This window comes from Streptomyces sp. NPDC058664, assembly GCF_042716635.1.
Taxonomy (GTDB): Bacteria; Actinomycetota; Actinomycetes; order Streptomycetales; family Streptomycetaceae; genus Streptomyces.
Genome location: NZ_JBHXRW010000021.1, coordinates 117,581 through 136,131 on the forward strand (window position 1 = coordinate 117,581; position 18,551 = coordinate 136,131).

General features: G+C 74.0%; 17 protein-coding genes. 16 read left to right on the top strand and 1 reads right to left on the bottom strand.

Features of this window, described 5'->3' with window-relative positions:
* Position 1 precedes the first annotated feature (1 nt).
* The 5 genes from ACFWUY_RS19060 to ACFWUY_RS19080 are packed head-to-tail and all read left to right on the top strand — an operon-like array spanning position 2 to position 4,500.
* Positions 2 to 1,888 (top strand): HAD-IIIC family phosphatase, encoded by a 1,887-nt coding sequence (locus ACFWUY_RS19060; RefSeq protein WP_384109144.1) that lies wholly within the window; start codon positions 2 to 4, stop codon positions 1,886 to 1,888.
* The gene (locus ACFWUY_RS19065) at positions 1,885 to 2,112 is read left to right on the top strand and encodes an acyl carrier protein (RefSeq protein ID WP_384109147.1); all 228 of its coding nucleotides are present in this window, start codon (positions 1,885 to 1,887) and stop codon (positions 2,110 to 2,112) included. Before ACFWUY_RS19060 ends, ACFWUY_RS19065 begins: the two co-directional genes overlap by 4 nt.
* A gap of 41 nt (positions 2,113 to 2,153) precedes the next feature.
* Complete coding sequence (locus ACFWUY_RS19070) at positions 2,154 to 2,921, top strand: 2-oxo acid dehydrogenase subunit E2 (RefSeq protein ID WP_384109150.1); 768 nt, start codon at positions 2,154 to 2,156, stop codon at positions 2,919 to 2,921.
* Positions 2,918 to 4,003, top strand: a complete 1,086-nt coding sequence (locus ACFWUY_RS19075; RefSeq protein ID WP_384109153.1) for an alpha/beta hydrolase — start codon at positions 2,918 to 2,920, stop codon at positions 4,001 to 4,003. Before ACFWUY_RS19070 ends, ACFWUY_RS19075 begins: the two co-directional genes overlap by 4 nt.
* Entirely contained in the window at positions 4,000 to 4,500 is a 501-nt protein-coding gene (locus ACFWUY_RS19080) for a flavin reductase family protein (protein ID WP_384109156.1), read from the top strand. Before ACFWUY_RS19075 ends, ACFWUY_RS19080 begins: the two co-directional genes overlap by 4 nt.
* On the opposite strand, the gene ACFWUY_RS19085 is transcribed toward ACFWUY_RS19080, so the two are convergent.
* Positions 4,490 to 5,206 carry a TetR/AcrR family transcriptional regulator gene (locus ACFWUY_RS19085; RefSeq protein ID WP_384109159.1) on the bottom strand — a complete coding sequence of 239 codons (717 nt, stop codon included), beginning with the start codon at positions 5,204 to 5,206 and terminating at the stop codon, positions 4,490 to 4,492. The two genes, ACFWUY_RS19080 and ACFWUY_RS19085, sit on opposite strands and share 11 nt — an antisense overlap.
* 79 nt (positions 5,207 to 5,285) lie before the next feature.
* On the opposite strand from ACFWUY_RS19085, the gene ACFWUY_RS19090 reads away from it, so the two are divergent.
* The 11 genes from ACFWUY_RS19090 to ACFWUY_RS19140 form a co-directional block, all read left to right on the top strand.
* On the top strand, positions 5,286 to 6,755 hold the full coding sequence (locus tag ACFWUY_RS19090) for a DHA2 family efflux MFS transporter permease subunit (RefSeq protein WP_384109162.1): 1,470 nt from the start codon (positions 5,286 to 5,288) through the stop codon (positions 6,753 to 6,755).
* Positions 6,756 to 6,877: 122 nt separating this feature from the next.
* Positions 6,878 to 7,933 carry an LLM class flavin-dependent oxidoreductase gene (locus ACFWUY_RS19095; RefSeq protein WP_384109165.1) on the top strand — a complete coding sequence of 352 codons (1,056 nt, stop codon included), beginning with the start codon at positions 6,878 to 6,880 and terminating at the stop codon, positions 7,931 to 7,933.
* Between the two features lie 93 nt (positions 7,934 to 8,026).
* Positions 8,027 to 9,628, top strand: a complete 1,602-nt coding sequence (locus ACFWUY_RS19100; RefSeq protein WP_384109168.1) for an ABC transporter substrate-binding protein — start codon at positions 8,027 to 8,029, stop codon at positions 9,626 to 9,628.
* Positions 9,628 to 10,578, top strand: a complete 951-nt coding sequence (locus ACFWUY_RS19105; protein ID WP_384109171.1) for an ABC transporter permease — start codon at positions 9,628 to 9,630, stop codon at positions 10,576 to 10,578. The genes ACFWUY_RS19100 and ACFWUY_RS19105 overlap by 1 nt, the downstream gene beginning before the upstream one ends.
* Positions 10,575 to 11,399, top strand: coding sequence for an ABC transporter permease (locus ACFWUY_RS19110; RefSeq protein WP_384109176.1), 825 nt, complete (start codon positions 10,575 to 10,577; stop codon positions 11,397 to 11,399). The genes ACFWUY_RS19105 and ACFWUY_RS19110 overlap by 4 nt, the downstream gene beginning before the upstream one ends.
* Positions 11,396 to 13,171, top strand: coding sequence for a dipeptide ABC transporter ATP-binding protein (locus ACFWUY_RS19115; protein WP_384109182.1), 1,776 nt, complete (start codon positions 11,396 to 11,398; stop codon positions 13,169 to 13,171). The genes ACFWUY_RS19110 and ACFWUY_RS19115 overlap by 4 nt, the downstream gene beginning before the upstream one ends.
* A 94-nt stretch (positions 13,172 to 13,265) precedes the next feature.
* Positions 13,266 to 14,411, top strand: coding sequence for an acyltransferase family protein (locus ACFWUY_RS19120; protein WP_384109188.1), 1,146 nt, complete (start codon positions 13,266 to 13,268; stop codon positions 14,409 to 14,411).
* Positions 14,408 to 15,634 carry a cytochrome P450 gene (locus ACFWUY_RS19125; RefSeq protein ID WP_384109192.1) on the top strand — a complete coding sequence of 409 codons (1,227 nt, stop codon included), beginning with the start codon at positions 14,408 to 14,410 and terminating at the stop codon, positions 15,632 to 15,634. Before ACFWUY_RS19120 ends, ACFWUY_RS19125 begins: the two co-directional genes overlap by 4 nt.
* A gap of 59 nt (positions 15,635 to 15,693) precedes the next feature.
* Positions 15,694 to 15,888 carry a ferredoxin gene (locus ACFWUY_RS19130; RefSeq protein ID WP_384109195.1) on the top strand — a complete coding sequence of 65 codons (195 nt, stop codon included), beginning with the start codon at positions 15,694 to 15,696 and terminating at the stop codon, positions 15,886 to 15,888.
* 1 nt (position 15,889) lies between these two features.
* Positions 15,890 to 16,804 carry an alpha/beta hydrolase gene (locus ACFWUY_RS19135; RefSeq protein WP_384109198.1) on the top strand — a complete coding sequence of 305 codons (915 nt, stop codon included), beginning with the start codon at positions 15,890 to 15,892 and terminating at the stop codon, positions 16,802 to 16,804.
* A gap of 77 nt (positions 16,805 to 16,881) precedes the next feature.
* Positions 16,882 to 18,551 (top strand): type I polyketide synthase (locus tag ACFWUY_RS19140; protein ID WP_384109200.1); only part of this gene is annotated, 1,670 nt, incomplete at its 3' end.

The following is an 18,551-nucleotide window of genomic DNA, read 5'->3' on the forward strand; positions in this document are numbered from 1 at the left end:
GATGGCCGTGGAGTCGCTGAGCGACCTGCACCGGGCAGGGCGGCTCGTCGAGCGGTATCCGGACGTGGCGGGGCTGCTGGCCCTGCTGCCGGAGGCGGAGCTGATCCGCTCCGGCCGGCTGCTGGCCCGCCTCGACCCCGACGAGGTGCTCGCCGCGCATCCCTCCGTACCGGCGCCGCTGGTGGCGGTGACCGGACACGGCACCCTGGCGGCCCTGGCCCCCGCGCTCACCGTCGAGTTCGCCCGGCACGGCCTGCTGGCGCGGGTCCGGCTCTCCGACTTCGACCGGTGGGTCTTCGACCTCGTCGACCCGGACAGCTCCCTGTACGCGGCCGGGCCCGCGCTCACCCTCTGTGTCCTCGATCCCGCGGTGGTGACCGACGAACTGCCGGTGCCCTGGCGGGTCGAGGACGTGGAGCGGGTCCTCGACGAGAAGCTGGCGCTGGTCGAACGGGCCGCCGAGGTCTTCGCCACCGCCTCCCCGAGCGGCACCCTGGTCCTCAACACCCTGCCCCTTCCGCGCGAGTTGACCGCGCAACTGATCGACCGCCGGGCCAGGGCCCGGCTCGGCGCGCGGTGGCGGGAGGCGAACGTCCGGCTCCTGCGGCTGGCCGTGGAACGGCCCGGGGTGGTGACGGTGGACATCGATCCACTGCTCGCCGAGGGAGTTCCGGCCCGGGACGTACGCCAGAGCGTCTACGCGAAGGCGCATCTGTCGGAACCGCTGCTCGCCGGATACGCCCGGGAGGTCGGCCAGTTGGCCCGGCAGACGTCCGGCGGCGGCAAGAAGGTGCTGGCGCTCGACCTCGACAACACGGTGTGGGGCGGGGTGCTGGGCGAGGTGGGGCCCGAGGGCGTCGAGACCGGGGGGAGCCTCAGGGGCGAGGCGTTCCGGCGGTTCCAGCGGGTGGCGGCGCAGCTCGGCTCGCAGGGCGTCCTGCTCGCGGTGGTCAGCAAGAACGACCACGAACCGGTGGTCAAGACGCTCCGCGAGCATCCCGGGCTGGCCCTCCGGGAGGAGGACCTCGTCGCGATCCGCGCCGACTGGGCTCCCAAGCACGACAACCTGACCGCGCTGGCCCGTGAGCTCAACGTGGGCGTGGACAGCGTGGTCTTCGTCGACGACAGCTCCTTCGAGTGCGGCCTGGTGCGTCGGGAGCTGCCCGGGGTGGCCGTGGTGCAGGTCGACGAGGAACCCGCGCTGCACGTGCCCCGGCTGCTCGCCGAGGGCTGGTTCGACGTACGGGAACTCACCGACGAGGACCGGGCACGGCCGGTCCGCTACCGGCAGGAGCAGGCCCGGCAGGACTTCCTGGACGGCTTCGACTCCCTCGACGGCTATCTGCGCGAGCTGGACGTCTCCGTGACGGTGGCCCCGGCCACCCCCGACCAGTACGCCCGGGTCTCCCAACTGACCCTGCGTACCAATCAGTTCAACCTGACCACCGAACGGCTCCAGCCCACCGGGGTGCGGGCGCTCGCGGAGGACCCGGACGCCTCGGTGCTCGCCGTCTCCTCGGCCGACCGTTTCGGGGACAACGGCCTCGTCGGCGCGGTGCTGCTGCGCCGCGCGGGTGACTCCGTGCACATCGACAACTTCCTGCTGAGCTGCCGGGTCTTCTCCCGGGGCATCGAGACCGCGGTCCTCTCCGCGGTGCTGCGGGAGGCCCGTGAGCGCGGCGCGGGTCAGGTGCTCGCGTCGTACCGGCGGACCGCGAAGAACGGCAAGGTCGCCGACTTCTATCCGCGTGCGGGGTTCGCCGTGGTCGACGCCGGCGAGGACGCGGCGGCGTTCCGGCACGGCCTCGATCCGCTGCCGGAGCCCGCGGACCACATCCGACTCACGGCGCGGTTCGAGGCCGCGCCCCCGAAGGGAAGTGCCTCGTGAAGACCGTGGAGGACTTCGTCCTGCTGCTGCGGGACGAACTCGCCCTGTCCGTGACCGTCGAGGACCTCGGTCGAGGCTTCGACACCGTCGACTCCTGGGACTCGGTGCATCTGCTCGCCCTGTGCACGGCGCTGGAGCGGGAGACCGGCCGGCCCCTGTCCCTGGCCGACGCGCTGGAGGCGGAGAGCCTGGAGGGGCTGTACCGACTGGCGGTGGGGGCGTGACGGAGGGAGGACCGGCCGGGGAGGGCCGACCGCTTTCCGGCGTGACCGAGACAGAGGAGGGCGGGTCGTTGCCCCGGCAGCGCCGGCACACCCTGTTCTTCCTGGAGGTCGTACGGGACTTCGCACCGGTCTTCCTGGACACCGAGGTGGACATGGGCCGGGTCCTCGCCCACCGGGCCGAGGCGGCGGAGCGCGAGGGCGTGCGGTACGCGATCTCCGCGTACGTGCTGCGCGCGGCCGGCCGGGTCCTCGCGGCGCACCCGGACGCGAACGCGGCGATCCAGGGCGGCCCGCGCCGCCCGCGCGTCGCGCACTATCCGTTCGTCAACGGCAAGCTGGCCCTCGACCGGACGCTGGAGGGCCGCCGGGTGGTGCTCGGCACGGTCGTGCCGGACCTCCACGAGGCCGAACTCTCCACGGTCCAGAAGCACATCGACCGGGTACGGGACGGTGATCCGGAGGTCCTGGAGGAGTTCGAGTCCGTTCGGAAGCTGCACCGGCTCTCCTGGGCGGAGGGCCGGAGGGCGTTCCGGCGGGCCGCCGGGTCGCTGGCGCTGCGGCCGCACCTGACCGGGACGTTCTCGGTGACGTCGCTGGGGCACCGGGCGGTGGACTCGTTCCACTCGGTCGGCGGCACGACCACCACCTTCGGGGTGGGCCGGATCCTGGACCGGGTGGTGGTCCGAGACGGCCGGATCGTGGTCGCGCCGGTGCTGCGGCTGAGCCTGGCCTTCGACCACCGGGCGATCGACGGCGCCGAGGCCGCCGACGTACTGACCGAGGTGAAGGAGGCGCTGGAAAGCGTATGAACGACATCGCCGAACTGAAGAACTTCGTGGTGGCGCACACGCGTTCGCAGGGCCTTCCGCCCGAGACGTACGATCCGCTGCTCGACCGGATCCGGCACGACGGGGACGGCACCCCCGGTTCCTGGGTGCGCGAGTGGAGCGCGGAGGCGGCGCGGCTCGCGGAGGCCGGCAAACCGCTGGAGGCGTCCGTGCACTACAACATGGCGCGCTTCCCGTTCGTGGACACCGCCGCCCGGGCGGCGGCGCTGGAGCACTGCACGGCCGCCTTCGCCGCGTGGGCGGCCGACTTCCCCGCGATCGGCCGGCTCGACGTGGAGCTGCCCGGGGGGCGGGTGCGGTGCTGGACGGTGGGCCTCGACGCGGAGACCCCCCGACCGCTGTTCGTGATGACCGGCGGCATCGTGTCGGTCAAGGAGCAGTGGGCGCCGGTGCTGCTCCAGCTCGACCGGCTGGGTTTCGCCGGGCTTGTCACCGAGATGCCGGGGGTCGGCGAGAACACCCTGCCGTACGACGCGGACGCGCACCTCATGTTCTCCGGCCTCCTGGACGCGGTCGAGGGCCGGGCCGACACCGCGCGGACGTACGCGCTGGCGCTCAGTTTCAGCGGCCATCTGGCCCTGCGGGCGGCCCTGTACGACGAGCGGATCCGGGGCGTGGTCGGCGCGGGGACGCCGCTGCGCGACTTCTTCACCGACGCCCGCTGGCAGAAGACGGTGCCGCGCGTCACCACCGACACGCTCGCGCACCTGGCCGGCACCACGCCCGAGGAGGTCTACGGGCTGCTCGCGGACCGCGCCCTCGGGCCCGAGGAATTGTCGGCCCTGCGGATCCCGGTGGCGCACGTGACGAGCCTGCGCGACGAGATCATCCCGCCGGGCGACGCCCGGCTGCTGCGCGAGCACGTGCGTTCGGTGCGTCTGCTGGCCCATGACGACGTGCACGGTTCGCCGCGGTTCTTCGCGCAGACCCGGTTGTGGACGCTGCTGTCGGTGCTGCGGATGCGCGGCGGGTACCGGGAGCAGCGGATCGCGCTGACGCGGGAGTTCGCGCGGCTGCGGTACGCGCCGGCGGTGCGGGCGTGAACGGGGCGACCGCCGCGCCGGCCGGTGAGCGGTGTCTGCGCAGTGTGCTCGGTCGGTTCGCGACCGGGGTGGTCGCGGTCGCCGCGCGGGACGCGCGGACCGGTGAGCGGGCCGGCCTTGCCGCGAACTCCTTCTGTTCGGTGTCCCTGGATCCGCCGCTGGTCTCGTTCTGCGTCGCGCACACCAGCTCCAGCTGGCCCCGGATCCGCGGGGCCGGGCCGTTGGGGATCTCCATCCTCGGGGCCGGTCAGCGGGAGGCGGCGACGCGGCTCGCGGCGCGCGGGGGCGACAAGTTCGCCGGGGTGCCGTGGTCGGCGTCGCCCGGCGGTGCGCCGGTCCTCGGCGGGGCGCTGGCGTGGCTGGAGTGCGCGATCGAGGCGGAGCACCCGGCGGGCGACCACGTGATCGTGGTCGCCCGGGTGCTCCGCCTCGACGCGTCGAGGGAGGGGGAACCGCTGCTGTTCTTCCGCGGCGAGTTCGAGCGGATCAGTCGCTGACGTCCTCGCCGGACGCGGGGCCCCCGGTGGTGCGGCCGGGGGCCCCGAAGGCACGCAGGAAGGTGTCGACGCCCGCGGTGACCACCTGCCGGACCTGCTCGGGGTCGAGCGGCCGGGTGCCGAGCGCGCTCAGGCCGGGCAGCTCCTCGTAGACGAGGGCGATGAACTGGTTGGCGGCCCGCTCGGGGTCCTCGATCCGCAGGTGTCCGGCGTTGGCGAGCCGGGCGAGCCGGCCGGCCAGCGCGTCGGTGAACTGGTTGGGTCCGCTGGCGCGGACCTCGTCGAACAGGTCGGGGAAACGGACGGCCTCCGCGTACAGCAGTCGGCGGACCGACTCGGACTGCTCGTCGCAGTAGCAGTCGACGAGCTTGTGGGCCACGTCCTCCAGGCCGGGCCGCAGCCCCTGCGGGTCGGTCGGGAAGGACTCCAGGACGTCGAGGGTCTTGGCGTTGGAGCGGGCCGCGGTCTCGGTCATCACGTGCCGGAAGAGGTTCTCCTTCGACCCGAGGTGGTTGTAGATCGTGGGCTTCGCGACCCCCGCCTCGGTGGCGATCAGGTCGAGGCTCGCCTGGCTGTAGCCGACGCGCGCGAAGACCCGCAGGGCCGCCTCCACGATGGCCCGCCGCTTGTCCATCCGGCCCCGGTCCGCCGGGGCCGCCTTCGTCCTGGGGGTCTCGCCCGTCCTGGGGGTCTCGCCAACGCTCATGGGCCCATGCTACCGTCACAGCCACAAAATTTAACTACCCAGTTCAAATTGATGGGCACACAAGTTCAAAGGAGTTGCCGTGTCTGCAACGAAAGCGGCGGAGGGCGGCCCCGCCCGGCTCGATTCGGGCCTGCTCACGCTGCTCGGCGTGATGGTGCTCGGCGGGATGATGTCGTACCTGGACGCGACGATCGTCAACGTCGGAATCTCCACCCTGAGCAGCGAGTTCACCGTCACGCTCGCCACCATCGAGTGGGTCACCACCGGCTATCTGCTCGCCGTCGCGCTGGCCATCCCGCTGGCCGGCTGGGCCATGGTCCGCTTCGGCGCCAAGCGCATGTGGCTGCTCGGTCTGACGGTCTTCCTGATCGGCTCGACGCTGGCCGCCTTCGCCTGGAACGCCGAGTCGCTGATCGCCTTCCGCATCGTGCAGGGCCTCGGCGGCGGCATGATCGACCCGATCATGATGACCGTGGTCGCGGGCGCCGCCGGGCCCGAGCGCATCGGCCGGGTGATGGGCCTGATCTCCGTGCCCATCACCCTCGGTCCTGTCGTCGGCCCGATCGTCGGCGGACTGATCCTGGACAGCCTGTCCTGGGAGTGGCTGTTCCTGGTGAACATCCCGTTCGCCCTCGCCGCCATCGTCCTGGCGGTCAAGGTGCTGCCGGCCGACCCGCCGCCGAGCGGGGACCCGGTGCCGCTCGACGCCGTCGGCGTGTTCCTGCTCTCCCCCGGCTTCGCCGCGCTCGTGTACGCGCTCTCCCAGGCCGGCGCGCACGGCTTCGGCAGCGCCCGGGTGCTCGTCGGAATCGCCGTGGGCCTCGCGCTGTTCGTCGCGTACGTCGTGCACGCGCTGCGCACCGACAAGACCCCGCTGCTCGACCTGCGACTGTTCTCCAACAAGGGCTTCACCGCAGGCGTCACCACCATGTTCCTGCTCGGCGGCGGTCTGTTCTCGCTGCTCTTCCTGCTCCCGCTCTACTACCAGCAGGTGCACGGGCACAGCGTGCTCGAGTCCGGCCTGCTCCTCGCGCCGCTCGGTCTCGGCACGCTGATCGGCATGCCGCTGGCCGGCAACCTGGCCGACCGGTTCGGCGCGAAGGTGCTGGTGCCGACCGGCGCCCTGCTGATCGGCGCCGGCGCGCTGGTCTTCACCGGCTCCGGCCCCGACAGCTCCCAGCCGCTCCTCACCGCGGCCCAGCTCGCCGCCGGCTTCGGCATGGGTCTGGTCGGCGCGCCGACCATGGGCTCGGTGTACCGGACGGTGCCGGGCGAGTCCGTCGCCGGGGCGACCGGCGCGGTGTTCATCCTGAACCAGATCGGCGCCTCGCTCGGCATCGCCGTGGTCGCGCTGATCCTCCAGGGCGGCGGCGCGCACACGACGCCGACGACCGAGAGCTTCGGCGACGCCTTCTGGTGGGTGGTGGTGGCCGCCGTGGTCGTCTTCCTCGCCGGTCTGCTGCTGCCCGGCCGCCCGGCACCCGTTCCCGAGGCCCCGGCCGATCCGACGGACGACGCCTCCCCCCGGCCCGTCGCCGACCCGGTCTAGCTCGGTCCGGATCCGGTCCGGACCGAGTCTCCGGCCGGACGTCGTGTCACCCCCGTCGCGGCGCCCGGCCGGTTCCCGGCTCTCTTCCCCTGTCGTTCCCACCGCCTCCCCGAGGAGGAACCATGACCGCCACCGGCACCACTCCGGTCCCGCTCTCCGTGCTCGACGTCGTCCCGGTATTCGAGGACGGCTCCGCCACCGCCGCCCTGCGCGACACCGTGGCGCTCGCCCCGCGCGTCGAGTCCCTCGGCTACCACCGCTACTGGGTCGCCGAGCACCACAACACCCCCAGCCTCGCCACCTCCGCACCGCCGATCCTCATCGGCCGGCTGGCCGCCGCCACGAGCACCCTGCGGGTGGGTTCCGGTGGTGTGCTGCTGCCCAACCACGCCCCGCTGGTGGTCGCCGAGCAGTTCGGCACCCTGGAGGCTCTGCACCCCGGCCGCGTCGACCTCGGCCTGGGCCGCGCACCCGGCACCGACCCCGTCACCGCGCGCGCCCTGCGCCGCTCCCCGGACCGCGGCGAGGACGACTTCCCGCTCCAGATAGCCGAACTGGACGGCTACTTCGCCCCCGGCGACCCCTCGTCCGGCATCACCGCCGTGCCCGCCGCCGACGGCCGCCCCGAACTGTGGATGCTCGGTTCCAGCCCGTCCAGCGCGGCGGCCGCCGGGGCGCTCGGCCTGCCGTACGCGTTCGCCCACCAGATCAACCCGCACGCCACGGCCTTCGCCCTGGAGCGCTACCGCGAGTCGTTCCGGCCCTCCGCCCACCTGGACCGGCCGCGCACCCTCGTCTCGGTCCTGACCACCGTCGCCGACACCGACGAGGAGGCCCGCACGACCGCCTCGCCCTACCTCCTCGGCAAGATAAGGATGCGTACGGTCCGGCGCTTCGACGCCTTCCCGTCCGCGCGCACGGCCGCCGCGCACCGGTACGACAGCGCCGAACGGGCCTTCCTCGACGACCTCGTCGAACCGCAGCTGGTCGGTTCCCCCGACACCGTCCGGGAGAAGCTCGCCGGTCTGCTCGCGCGCACCGGTGCGGACGAGGTGATGGCGCTGACCGTCGTGCACGGCCAGGAGGAGCGGCTGCGCTCCTTCGAGCTGCTGGCCTGGGCGGCCGCCGGCACGGAGGTCCTGTCCCCGAGCGGTGACGACGGTTCAGTCCGGCTTTAGCCCCGGCGACGACAGTGGCCCAGGCCCCCCGCACTCGTCGATCGCTCGGAGTTCGCCATGCACTCGCGCCGTCCGGCTCACAGAGCCGCCCTGTTGTCCGCCGTCGTACTCGCGGGCGTCACCGCCTGCTCCGCGGGCGGGGGCGCCGCTCCCGCCGCCGACGCCAAGCCGGTGAACGGGGGGAAGCTCGTCTACGCGACGGACAGCGAGCCGGACTGCTGGGACCCGCACACGAGCGCGCAGGACGTCACGGCCTTCGTCCAGCGGCCGGTCTTCGACTCGTTGGTCTACCAGACCCCCGAAGGCGAGCTGAAGCCCTGGCTGGCGAAGTCCTGGCGGGTCGGCGCGAACGGCACGACGTACACCTTCACGCTCCGCGACGACGTCACCTTCCACGACGGCAGCCCACTGGACGCGGCGGCCGTCAAGGCCAACTTCGACCACATCATCGACAAGAAGACCGGGTCCCAGTACGCGGCCGGACTGTTCGGCCCGTACGCGGGCACCACGGTGAAGAGCCCGACCGAGATCGAGGTGCGCTTCAGCCGCCCGTACGCCCCCTTCCTCCAGGCCGTCAGCACGACCTACCTGGGCATCGCGGCGCCCGCCTCCCTGAAGGCCGGCGCCGACAAGCTCTGCGCGGGCACCGCATCGGTGGGCAGCGGCCCGTTCAAGGCGGGTACGTACACCCGGGGACAGCAGCGCGGCTACACCAGGAACGCCGCCTACGCCTGGGCGCCCGACGGCGCGGGCCACACCGGGCCCGCCCGGCTCGACTCGTTCACACTGCGCTTCATCACCGAGGACGCCACCCGGGTCGGCGCGCTGACATCGGGTCAGGTCGACGCGGCCGGCGCGGTCCCCGCGCAGCAGGTCGGCGTGGTGAAGCGCGACGCCCGGCTCACGCTCGCCACCAGGGCCGTGCCGGGCGCGGTCGACGCGTTCTACCTCAACACCCGGGGGCGGCTCTTCTCCGACGTCCGGGTCCGCCGGGCGTTCCAGCTCGCCGTCGACCTCGACGCGGTGGTCGGCTCGGTCTTCCAGGGCACCGGCACCCGGGCCTGGAGCATCCTCTCGCCCACCACCCCGGACAGTTACGACCCCTCGCTGGAGAAGAGCTGGCCGCACGACCCGGCGAAGGCCTCGAAGCTCCTCGACGAGGCGGGCTGGACGGGGCGGAACGCCGAGGGCTACCGCACGAAGGACGGCAAGGTCCTCACCGTCGTCGCCCCCGTCTACGGCAGGCCGAGCCTGTTCTCGCAGGCCGTGCAGGGCGAGCTGAAGAAGGCCGGGATCAAGCTGGACCTGGCCGTCTCCACCGACGCCGCCGAGGTCTCCGGCCGGCTGGACAGCGGCCGGTACGACGTGGTGGAGACGTCCTGGGCCCGGGCCGACGGCGACATCCTCAGCCACTTCTTCCTGTCGACCGAGACCTCCGCGAGCGGCGGGCACAACTTCGCCCGGGTCGCCGACCCGCAGGTCGACCGCTGGCTCAAGGAGGCCCAGGCCGCGACCGACGGCACGCGGCGCGCGGCCCTCTACGCCAAGGTGCAGGGCTGGACGCTCGACCGGGCCGCGGTGGTGCCCGCGTACGTCGAGCAGTCCACGGTGGCCGTGAACAAGCGGGTGCACGGGCTGCGCCAGTCGATCTCGGCCTGGCCGGAGTTCTACGGCGCCTGGGTCGGGACCCGCTGATGCGGGCCGCCCTCCGCCACGTCGGTGCCCGGCTCGGCGCGGCCGTCCTGGTCGTGTGGGGCGCCGCGACCCTCGCCTTCCTGGTGCTGCAGCTCGTCCCCGGCGACCCGGTCGACGCGGTCATCGGCTCCCAGGCGCTCGTGGACGCGGAGACCCGGGAGGACCTGCGGCACCGCTACGGACTCGACCAGCCGCTCGCCGTGCAGTACGTGACCTACCTCGGCCGGCTCGCGCGGGGCGACCTGGGCGAGTCGTACCAGCTCCAGCAGCCGGTGGCCCGGGTGCTGGCCGACCAGCTCGGGCCCACGCTCGAACTGGCGCTGTACGTCACGCTGGTGGCGCTGCTCCTCGCGGTCGCGGTGACCGTGCTGACCACCGGGCGGGCCCGCCTGCCGCGCCGGGTCTCGGCGCTCGTCGAGCTGGTCGTGGTGTCCACCCCGTCGTTCTGGCTGGGGATCATGCTGCTGACGGTGTTCTCCTTCCGGCTCGGCTGGTTCCCGGTCTCCGACAGCGGGGACGGGCGTTCGCTCGTGCTGCCGGTCCTGACGCTGGCGCTGCCGATCGCGGCGGTGCTCGCGCAGGTGATGCGCGAGGGGCTCCTCGACGCGCTGCGGCAGCCGTTCGCGCTCACCGCCCGGTCCCGCGGGCTGCGCGAGTCCACGGTGCGGTCACGGCACGCGCTACGACACGCCGCGCTGCCCGCGCTGACGCTGGCGGGCTGGTTCACCGGCACGCTGCTCGGCGGGGCCGTGGTCGTGGAGAACGTGTTCGCCCGCTCCGGGATCGGCCGGGTCGCGCTCCAGGCGGTCGGCGGCCGGGACCTTCCGGTGGTGCAGGGAGTCGTGGCGCTGTCGGCCGTCGCCTTCGTGGTGATCGGCGCGCTGGTGGAGGTGGCGTACGTGGTGGTGGATCCCCGGCTGCGCAAGGGCACCGGGGTGGTGGCCTCATGAGCGTCCCGACACGGGCCGTCCGACCCTCGGTGTGGGCGGCCGGGCTCGCGCTCGCCCTGGTCCTCCTCGCGGCGCTCGCGCCGGGATGGCTCACGGGCGTCGGCGCCACCGACACCGACCCCCTGAACGCGCTCCGCCCGCCGGACGGCGCGCACTGGTTCGGCACCGACCAGCTGGGCCGGGACGTGTTCGCCCGGGTCGTGCACGGCACGCGCCACTCGCTGGCCATCGGCGCGGCGGCGACCGGCGCGGGCGTCGCCGTGGCCGTCGTGTGGGGGCTGACCGCGGCGTTGTCCGGCCGGTTCGGGGACGCCCTGCTGATGCGGGCGGCCGACGCGCTGCTCGCCCTGCCCGGCCTGCTGCTCGCGCTCCTCGTGGTGCTCGTGGCCGGCAAGGGGGTGGTGGGCACGACGATCGCGGTGGCCGTCGGCACGGCGCCCGGCTTCGCCCGGGTGGTACGCGCGCAGGCCCTGGTCGTACGCCGCTCCGGGTACGTGGAGTCGGCGGTCGCCCTCGGGGTGCCGCGCGCGCTCGTCGTGCTCCGGCACGTGCTGCCGAACACGCTGGGCCCGCTGCTCGTGCTGGCGACGGTGACGCTCGGCGCGTCCATCTCCACCGGCGCGGCGCTGAGTTACCTGGGTCTCGGCGCACAGCCGCCGACCCCGGAGTGGGGCGCGATGCTCACCGAGGGCCAGGGCTTCCTCGACCAGGCGTGGTGGATCGCCCTCTTCCCCGGACTGCTGCTGCTGACCACGGTCCTCGCGGTCACGGTGGTCGGCCGCCACACGCAGGACCGAGCCGAAGGACGGGCCTTCTCATGACCGGTGTACGCGAGAGGGACCCGTGGGCGAACGGCGTGCGGGCGCCGAAGGCGTGGCGGCCCGGGGGCCGTGTGCCCGCCGGCGCCGGTTCCGGGACGGACGTGCCCCCGCCGGACGGGCCGCTGATCGAGGTCGTCGACCTGGACGTCCGGTTCGGCGAGGGGCCCGGCCGGGTGCACGCGGTGCGCGGCGCGTCGCTCGAACTGGCGGCGGGCCGGTGCCTGGCCCTGGTCGGCGAGTCCGGCTCCGGCAAGAGCGCCCTGGCGCGCAGCCTGCTCGGGCTCGCCGGGCCCACCGCCACCGTGGGCGCGGCGCGGCTGCGGCTCTTCGGGCAGGACGCCCGGGAGTTCGGCGACCGCGAGTGGCGCACCGTACGGGGGCGGCGGATCGGTCTGGTGGCGCAGGACGCGCTCGTCGCGCTCGACCCGCTGCGACCGGTGGGCAAGGAGATCGCCGAGCCCCTGCTGGCCCACCGGCTCGTGCCCAGGAGGCAGGTCGGCGCGCGGGTGATCGAGCTCCTCGAGCGGGTCGGGGTGCCGGAGCCGGCCGAACGCGCGGCGAGCCACGTCCACCAGCTGTCCGGCGGGCTGCGCCAGCGGGCGCTGATCGCGTCCGCCCTGGCGGCGGACCCCGGGGTGATCATCGCGGACGAGCCGACCACCGCGCTCGACGCCTCCGTCCAGGCCAGGATCCTGTCCCTGCTCGGGGAGTTGAAGGCGGCCGGCACCGGTCTGCTGCTGATCAGCCACGACCTGGCGGTGGTCGAGGCGCTGGCCGACCGGGTGGCGGTGATGAAGGACGGCCGGATCGTCGAGTCGGGCCCGGTGCGGGACGTGCTGGAACAGCCGCGGCACGCGTACACCCGGGCGCTCCTCGCGGCCGTGCCGGGCAGCCGGCGGCGCCCCGTGCCGCCCGCCGTCACGACGGGCGAACCGCTGCTCGTCGCCCGCGACCTGGTCAAGGGGTTCGCCGTCCGGCGCGGCGGCCGGCGCACGGCCGTCGCCGGTGTCTCGTTCACGCTGCGCCCCGGCGAGTCCCTGGGGCTCGTCGGCGAGTCCGGCTCCGGGAAGTCGACGCTGGCCCGGCTCGTGCTCGGTCTCGCCTCGCCCGACGAGGGGGACATCCGCCTGGCGGGCCGGCCGTGGAGCGCGGTGCGCGAGCGGGAGCGGCGGCCGTACCGGGGCGAGCTGCAGCTGGTGCCGCAGGACCCGCTCAGCGCCTTCGACCCGCGCTGGAGCGTGGCCCGGATCGTCGGCGAGGGGCTGGCCGCGTCGGGCGTGCCGCGCCCGGAGCGTGCCGCGCGGACGCTGGCGCTGCTGGAGCGCGTGGGGCTGGCGGCGGAGCATCTCGGCCGGCGGCCGGCCGCCCTGTCCGGCGGACAGCGACAGCGGGTGGCGATCGCCCGGGCCCTGGCGCCGGGGCCACGGCTGCTGGTGTGCGACGAGCCGGTGTCCGCGCTCGACGTGTCCGTACAGGCGCAGGTCCTGGACCTGCTGGGGGAGCTGCGGTCCTCGTTCGGTCTGGCGACGCTGTTCATCTCGCACGACCTGGCGGTGGTCCGGGAGGTCTGCGCGCGGGTGATGGTGATGAAGGACGGCCGGATCGTGGAGTCCGGCCCGGTGGAGGAGGTCTTCGCGGCGCCTTCCCATCCGTACACCCGGGCGCTGCTCGCGGCGGTCCCGAAGCGCGCGCGTGCGGTGGAGGACCGGGCGCGTGCGGTGCCGGGGGGAGAACCGGGCGACGGGACGGGGCCGGCACAAGAGCGGCTTTAGATCCGGCCAACAGGGCGCTGCCAGCGTGGGCGTGCCCCATCCCCGTCCCAGCCGGAGGTCAGCGTCCATGCCCCGCCCACCAGCCCACCCCCGCGTGTCGAGACTCCCGTCCCTCACGGGACTGAGATTCGTCGCGGCGCTGCTCGTCTTCGCCTTCCACACCACCTGGCAGACCGCGTACGTCGGCGGTTCCGGCGGTGAGGCGCTCGGTGACGTGTTCGCCAACGCCGGGTTCTACGGTGTCAGCTTCTTCTTCGTGCTCAGCGGCTTCGTGCTGACCTGGTCGGCGCGGCCCGACGACACCGCGCCGCGCGTCTGGCGCCGCCGGCTGGCCAAGATCTACCCGAACCACCTGGTCACGTTCGCCGTCGCCGCCGTCCTCATGCTGATCGCCGCCGACCCCTTCACCACCAAGGGCACGCTGGCCAATCTCTTCCTGCTCCAGGCCTGGTTCCCCGACATCACCGTGCCGAACACGATGAACGCGGTGAGCTGGTCGCTCTCGGTGGAGCTCTTCTTCTACCTGAGCTTCCCGTTCCTGCTGCGGCTGCTGAACCGGGTGCCGACCGCCCGCCTGTGGCCGCTCGCCGTCACCCTCGGCGCGTTCACCGTGCTCGCGCCGGTGGTCGGTCAGTACCTCGTCACCGGGACCCCGCTGCCCTTCATCGACGACGGCACGCTCTCCTTCGAGCAGATCTGGTTCGTCTACTTCTTCCCGCCGGTCCGTGCCCTGGAGTTCGTCCTCGGCATGGTCGCCGCCCGCCTCGTGATCGCCGGTGCCTGGCCCCGGTTCGGCCTGCTGCCCGCCGGGCTGCTCGCCGTCGCCGGCTACGCCGTCAACTCGCTGGTGCCGTACCTGTACGGCGTGGCCGGCACCGCCGCCCTGTGGCTGACCCCGCTGGTGGCCGCCGCCGCGCTGGCCGACGAGAGCGGCGGCAGGTCGCCGCTGCGCGGCCGGGTCCTGGTCCGGCTCGGCGAGCTGTCGTTCGCGTTCTACATGGTGCACGGCCTGGTCGTGTCGTACACCCACCGTTGGCTGATCGCCGGCCGGGACCTGCCGCCCGCCGTCGGGGCCGCGCTGCTCGTGGCGGCGCTGCTGCTCGCGCTGGCACTCGCGTACGTCCTGTTCCGCTGGGTGGAGACGCCGCTCACGCGCAGGCTCGCCCCGCCCCGGCCGGCCCCGCCCACCCCCGTTCCGGCCGCGGTGCCGCCCACCGCCGTCCTGGAGGCCAAGGAATGACCGAGAAGACGACCGGGACGGTGGGGACGACCCCCTCCTCCCCGCCCGCCTATCCGCAGGCCCGCAGCTGCCCCTTCCAGCCGCCGGCCGGCTACGACAGCTACCGCGCGGAGGGCCCGGTGTCCCTCGTCGAGCTCTACGACGGGCGCCGGGTGTGGGCGGTCAGCGGCCACGAGGAGGCCAGGGCGGTGCTGCTCGACGCGGCCACCTACTCCTCCGACCGGATCCACCCGCACTATCCGGCCACCGCTCCGCGCTTCGAGGCCGCCCGCAAGGTCCGCAACTTCATCGGCATGGACCCGCCGGAGCACACCGTCCAGCGTCGCATGCTGCTCTCCACCTTCACGGTGAAGAAGGTGAACGCGCTCAGGCCGGGCATCCAGCGGCTGGTGGACGAGCTGATCGACGCCATCGAGGCCAAGGGCCCGACCGCGGACCTCGTACCGGACTTCGCGCTGCCGGTGCCGTCCGTCGTCATCTGCGAGCTGCTCGGTGTCCCGTACGCGGACCACGCCTTCTTCGAGCAGCAGTCCCGCCGCGTGGTGACCGGCACCACCACCCTGGAGGACAGCGCCGACGCCTTCGCACAGCTCAGTTCCTATCTGGACGGGCTGATCCGGCGCAAGGAGCAGGAGCCGGGCGACGGCCTCCTGGACACCCTGATCGCCGAACAGCTGGCCCCCGGCCGCCTCTCGCACCGCGACCTGGTCGACATCGCGCTGCTGCTGCTCGTCGCCGGGCACGAGACCACCGCCAGCGCCATCGCGCTCGGGGTGTTCACCCTGCTCCGGCACCCCGGCCAGTTGGCCGCGCTGCGGGCCGACGCCTCCCTGCTGCCGACGACGGTGGAGGAGCTGCTGCGCTACATGGCGATCGCCGACGGGGTGGCCCGGTTCGCCACCAGGGACGCCGAACTCGCCGGTCACCGGATCAGGGCGGGCGACGGCGTGATCGTGGTGATCTCGACCGCCAACCGGGACGAGGACGCGTTCCCCGGCGCGGACGCCTTCGACGTGGCGCGTGGCGCGCGCCACCACATCTCCTTCGGACACGGCGTGCACCAGTGCATCGGGCAGAACCTGGCCCGCGCCGAGATGGAGATCGCCCTGTCCACGCTGTTCCGCCGGCTGCCGGGGCTGCGCCTCGCCGTGCCGGCGGGCGCGCTGCCGCTCAAGGAGCCCGGCGGCGTGCAGGGCATCTGGGAACTGCCCGTCACCTGGTGAAAGGACCGCGCGCCGCGGACGGACCACGGCGCCGGCATCGCAGAAGGGACCTGAGAGAGATGCGCATCACGGCCGACACCCACCGGTGTCTGGGGGCGGGACAGTGCGTGCTGTCCGAACCCGACCGTTTCGACCAGTCGGACGACGGGACGGTGCTCCTGCTACGGGCGCCGGTGACCGGACCGGAGGAGGAGGCGACGGTCCGCGGGACCGTGGCGCTCTGTCCCTCGCAGGCGCTCCGGCTGGAGGCCTGAGGTGCCGGTCGAAGGGCGTCTGGTCGACGCGGTCGCGGACCATCGGGGGCGGCTCCTCGGCGTCGACGAGCTCCCGCCCGTACCCGGAGTGGACGTGCGGGAGCTGCTCGTACCGGGGCCGCCCGGCAGTCCCGCCGTACGGGTGCGGGTGTACCGCCCCGGGGACGCCCGGGCGGCCCTGCCCGCGGTGCTGTGGATCCACGGCGGCGGGTTCTGCCTGGGCAATGTGGACTCCGTGCACCTGAGCGCCGCGCAGGCGGCGCTGCACGCCCGGGCCGTGGTGGTCGCCGTCTCCTACCGGCTGGCGCCGGAGCATCCGTACCCGGCGGGACTCGACGACTGCTGGGCGGCGCTGGAGTGGGCGGCGGGCCACCCGGGCGAGCTGGGCGCCGACCCGGCCCGGCTCGCGGTGGCCGGGGCGAGCTCCGGCGGCGCGCTGGCCGCCGGGCTCACCCTGCTCGCCCGTGAGCGGGGCGGGCCCGCGCTGTGCTTCCAGCACCTGAGCACACCGGTGCTCGACGACCGGCCGGCGACCGCGTCGATGGCCGCGTACACCGACACCCCGGTCTGGAACCGGCGCCTGGCGGAGGAGAGCTGGCAGCTGTATCTGGGCGAGTCGGCGGACCGGGGACCCGGCCGGCTTCCGGTGTTCGCGGCCCCGGCCCGGGCGACGGACCTGAGCGGACTGCCGCCCGCCTACCTCTCGACCGCGGGCCTGGACCCGCTGCGGGACGAGGGGCTGCTGTACGGGCTGCGGCTCGCGCAGGCGGGCGTACCGGTGGAACTGCACAACTTCCCCGGCGCGTACCACGCGTTCGTGGACGGGGTGTCGCCCGAGGACCGGCAGCGGATCGGGGCGGAGCACCTCACGGCGCTGCGGGCGGGGCTGCACCGCCCCGTCGCCGACCGGGTTTAGAACGCCGAAAGCCCCCCGTTAGGGCCGGTGGTGAGTCTGGTGACGCATTCGTCCTCGACGAGGGAGTACGTCAGACCATGGCCAAGCCCAGCTCCGCACCGATCGCCGTCGTCGGACTCGCCTGCCGTCTGCCGGGCGCCGCCGACCCCGACGCCTTCTGGCGGCTGCTCGGCCGGGGCGAGGACGCGGTCGGGGAGCCGCCGGCGGACCGCTGGTCCGCCTCGGCTCCCCGGCGGGGGGCCTTCCTCGACGAGGTGGACCGGTTCGACGCCGCGTTCTTCGGGATCTCCCCGCGCGAGGCGGCGGCCATGGACCCGCAGCAGCGGCTGATGCTCGAACTGGGCTGGGAGGCCCTGGAGGAGGCGGGGATCGTGCCCGGCTCGCTGGCGGGCAGCCGCACGGCCGTGTACGCGAGCGCCATCTGGGACGACTACGCGGCGCTGCACCACCGGCGCGGCGAGGCGGCGGCCGGCCGGCACTCGGTCACCGGGCTCGGCCGGGGCATCATCGCCAACCGGCTCTCGTACGTCCTGGGTCTGACCGGCCCGAGTCTGACGGTCGACGCGGCGCAGTCCTCGTCGCTGGTCGCGGTCCACCTGGCCTGCGAGGGCCTGCGGCACGGCGACGCCGACCTGGCCGTCGTGGGCGGTGTGAACCTGATCCTGTCCCCGGGCAGCAGCGCGGACAGCGCCCGGTTCGGCGCCCTGTCCCCCGACGGCCGCTGCTACACCTTCGACTCCCGTGCCAACGGATACGTCCGGGGCGAGGGCGGCGTCGCCGTCGTCCTGAAGCCGCTCGACCGGGCCGTCGCCGACGGGGACCGGGTGCACTGCGTGATCCTGGGCAGCGCCGTCAACAACGACGGCGCGTCGACCGGTCTGACCGTGCCCGACCAGGGCGCTCAGGAGGCCGTGCTGCGGGCCGCCCACGCCCGCGCGGGCACCGACCCGACGGCGGTCCAGTACGTCGAACTGCACGGTACGGGAACGCCGGTGGGCGATCCGGTGGAGGCGGCGGCGCTCGGCGCCGCGCTGGGCGCGGGCCGCCCGTCGGACGCCCCGCTGCTCGTGGGCTCCGCGAAGACGAACGTGGGGCATCTGGAGGGCGCGGCCGGTCTGGTCGGTCTGCTGAAGACCGCCCTCGCGGTGTCCCGGCGGCGCATCCCGGCGAGTCTGAACTTCCGGGAGCCCAACCCGGCCATCCCGCTCGACGCGCTGGGGCTGCGGGTCCAGACCCGGGAGAGCGACTGGCCGGAGCCCGGTCGGCCGCTGGTCGCGGGCGTCAGTTCGTTCGGCATGGGCGGCACCAACTGCCATGTGGTGGTGGGTGAGGCGGGGCGGGTGCCGACGCCGTCGGCCGATGCCGTGCGCTCGGGCGACGGTGCTCGGGAGCCGCTCGCCTGGCTGCTGTCCGGACGTGACACGGCCGCGCTCCGGGGGCAGGCGGAGCGGCTGCGCCGGCACCAGGAGCGGTACGGACACGACGCGTTGGACACGGCGTACGCACTCGCCGCGCACCGGACGCGCTTCGACGAACGGGCCGTGGTGATCGCCGAGGACGCGGCCGGCCTGCTCGCCGGAACGGCGGCGCTGGCGCGTGGCGAGGAGCACCCGGCGGTGGTACGGGGAACGGTCGGCGGACCGGTTCGTACGGCCTTCCTGTTCACCGGTCAGGGCAGCCAGCGGGCGGGCATGGGACGCGAACTGCACGAGCGGTACGAGGTGTTCGCCGCCGCCTTCGACGAGGC

Excerpts from the sequence above, each read along its gene's own strand:
- ACFWUY_RS19060 (WP_384109144.1), top strand. The coding sequence starts at position 2 with ATGGCCGTGGAGTCGCTGAGCGACCTGCACCGGGCAGGGCGGCTCGTC.
- ACFWUY_RS19075 (WP_384109153.1), top strand. The coding sequence starts at position 2,918 with ATGAACGACATCGCCGAACTGAAGAACTTCGTGGTGGCGCACACGCGT.
- ACFWUY_RS19085 (WP_384109159.1), bottom strand. The coding sequence starts at position 5,206 with ATGAGCGTTGGCGAGACCCCCAGGACGGGCGAGACCCCCAGGACGAAG.
- ACFWUY_RS19095 (WP_384109165.1), top strand. The coding sequence starts at position 6,878 with ATGACCGCCACCGGCACCACTCCGGTCCCGCTCTCCGTGCTCGACGTC.
- ACFWUY_RS19105 (WP_384109171.1), top strand. The coding sequence starts at position 9,628 with ATGCGGGCCGCCCTCCGCCACGTCGGTGCCCGGCTCGGCGCGGCCGTC.
- ACFWUY_RS19110 (WP_384109176.1), top strand. The coding sequence starts at position 10,575 with ATGAGCGTCCCGACACGGGCCGTCCGACCCTCGGTGTGGGCGGCCGGG.
- ACFWUY_RS19115 (WP_384109182.1), top strand. The coding sequence starts at position 11,396 with ATGACCGGTGTACGCGAGAGGGACCCGTGGGCGAACGGCGTGCGGGCG.
- ACFWUY_RS19125 (WP_384109192.1), top strand. The coding sequence starts at position 14,408 with ATGACCGAGAAGACGACCGGGACGGTGGGGACGACCCCCTCCTCCCCG.
- ACFWUY_RS19130 (WP_384109195.1), top strand. The coding sequence starts at position 15,694 with ATGCGCATCACGGCCGACACCCACCGGTGTCTGGGGGCGGGACAGTGC.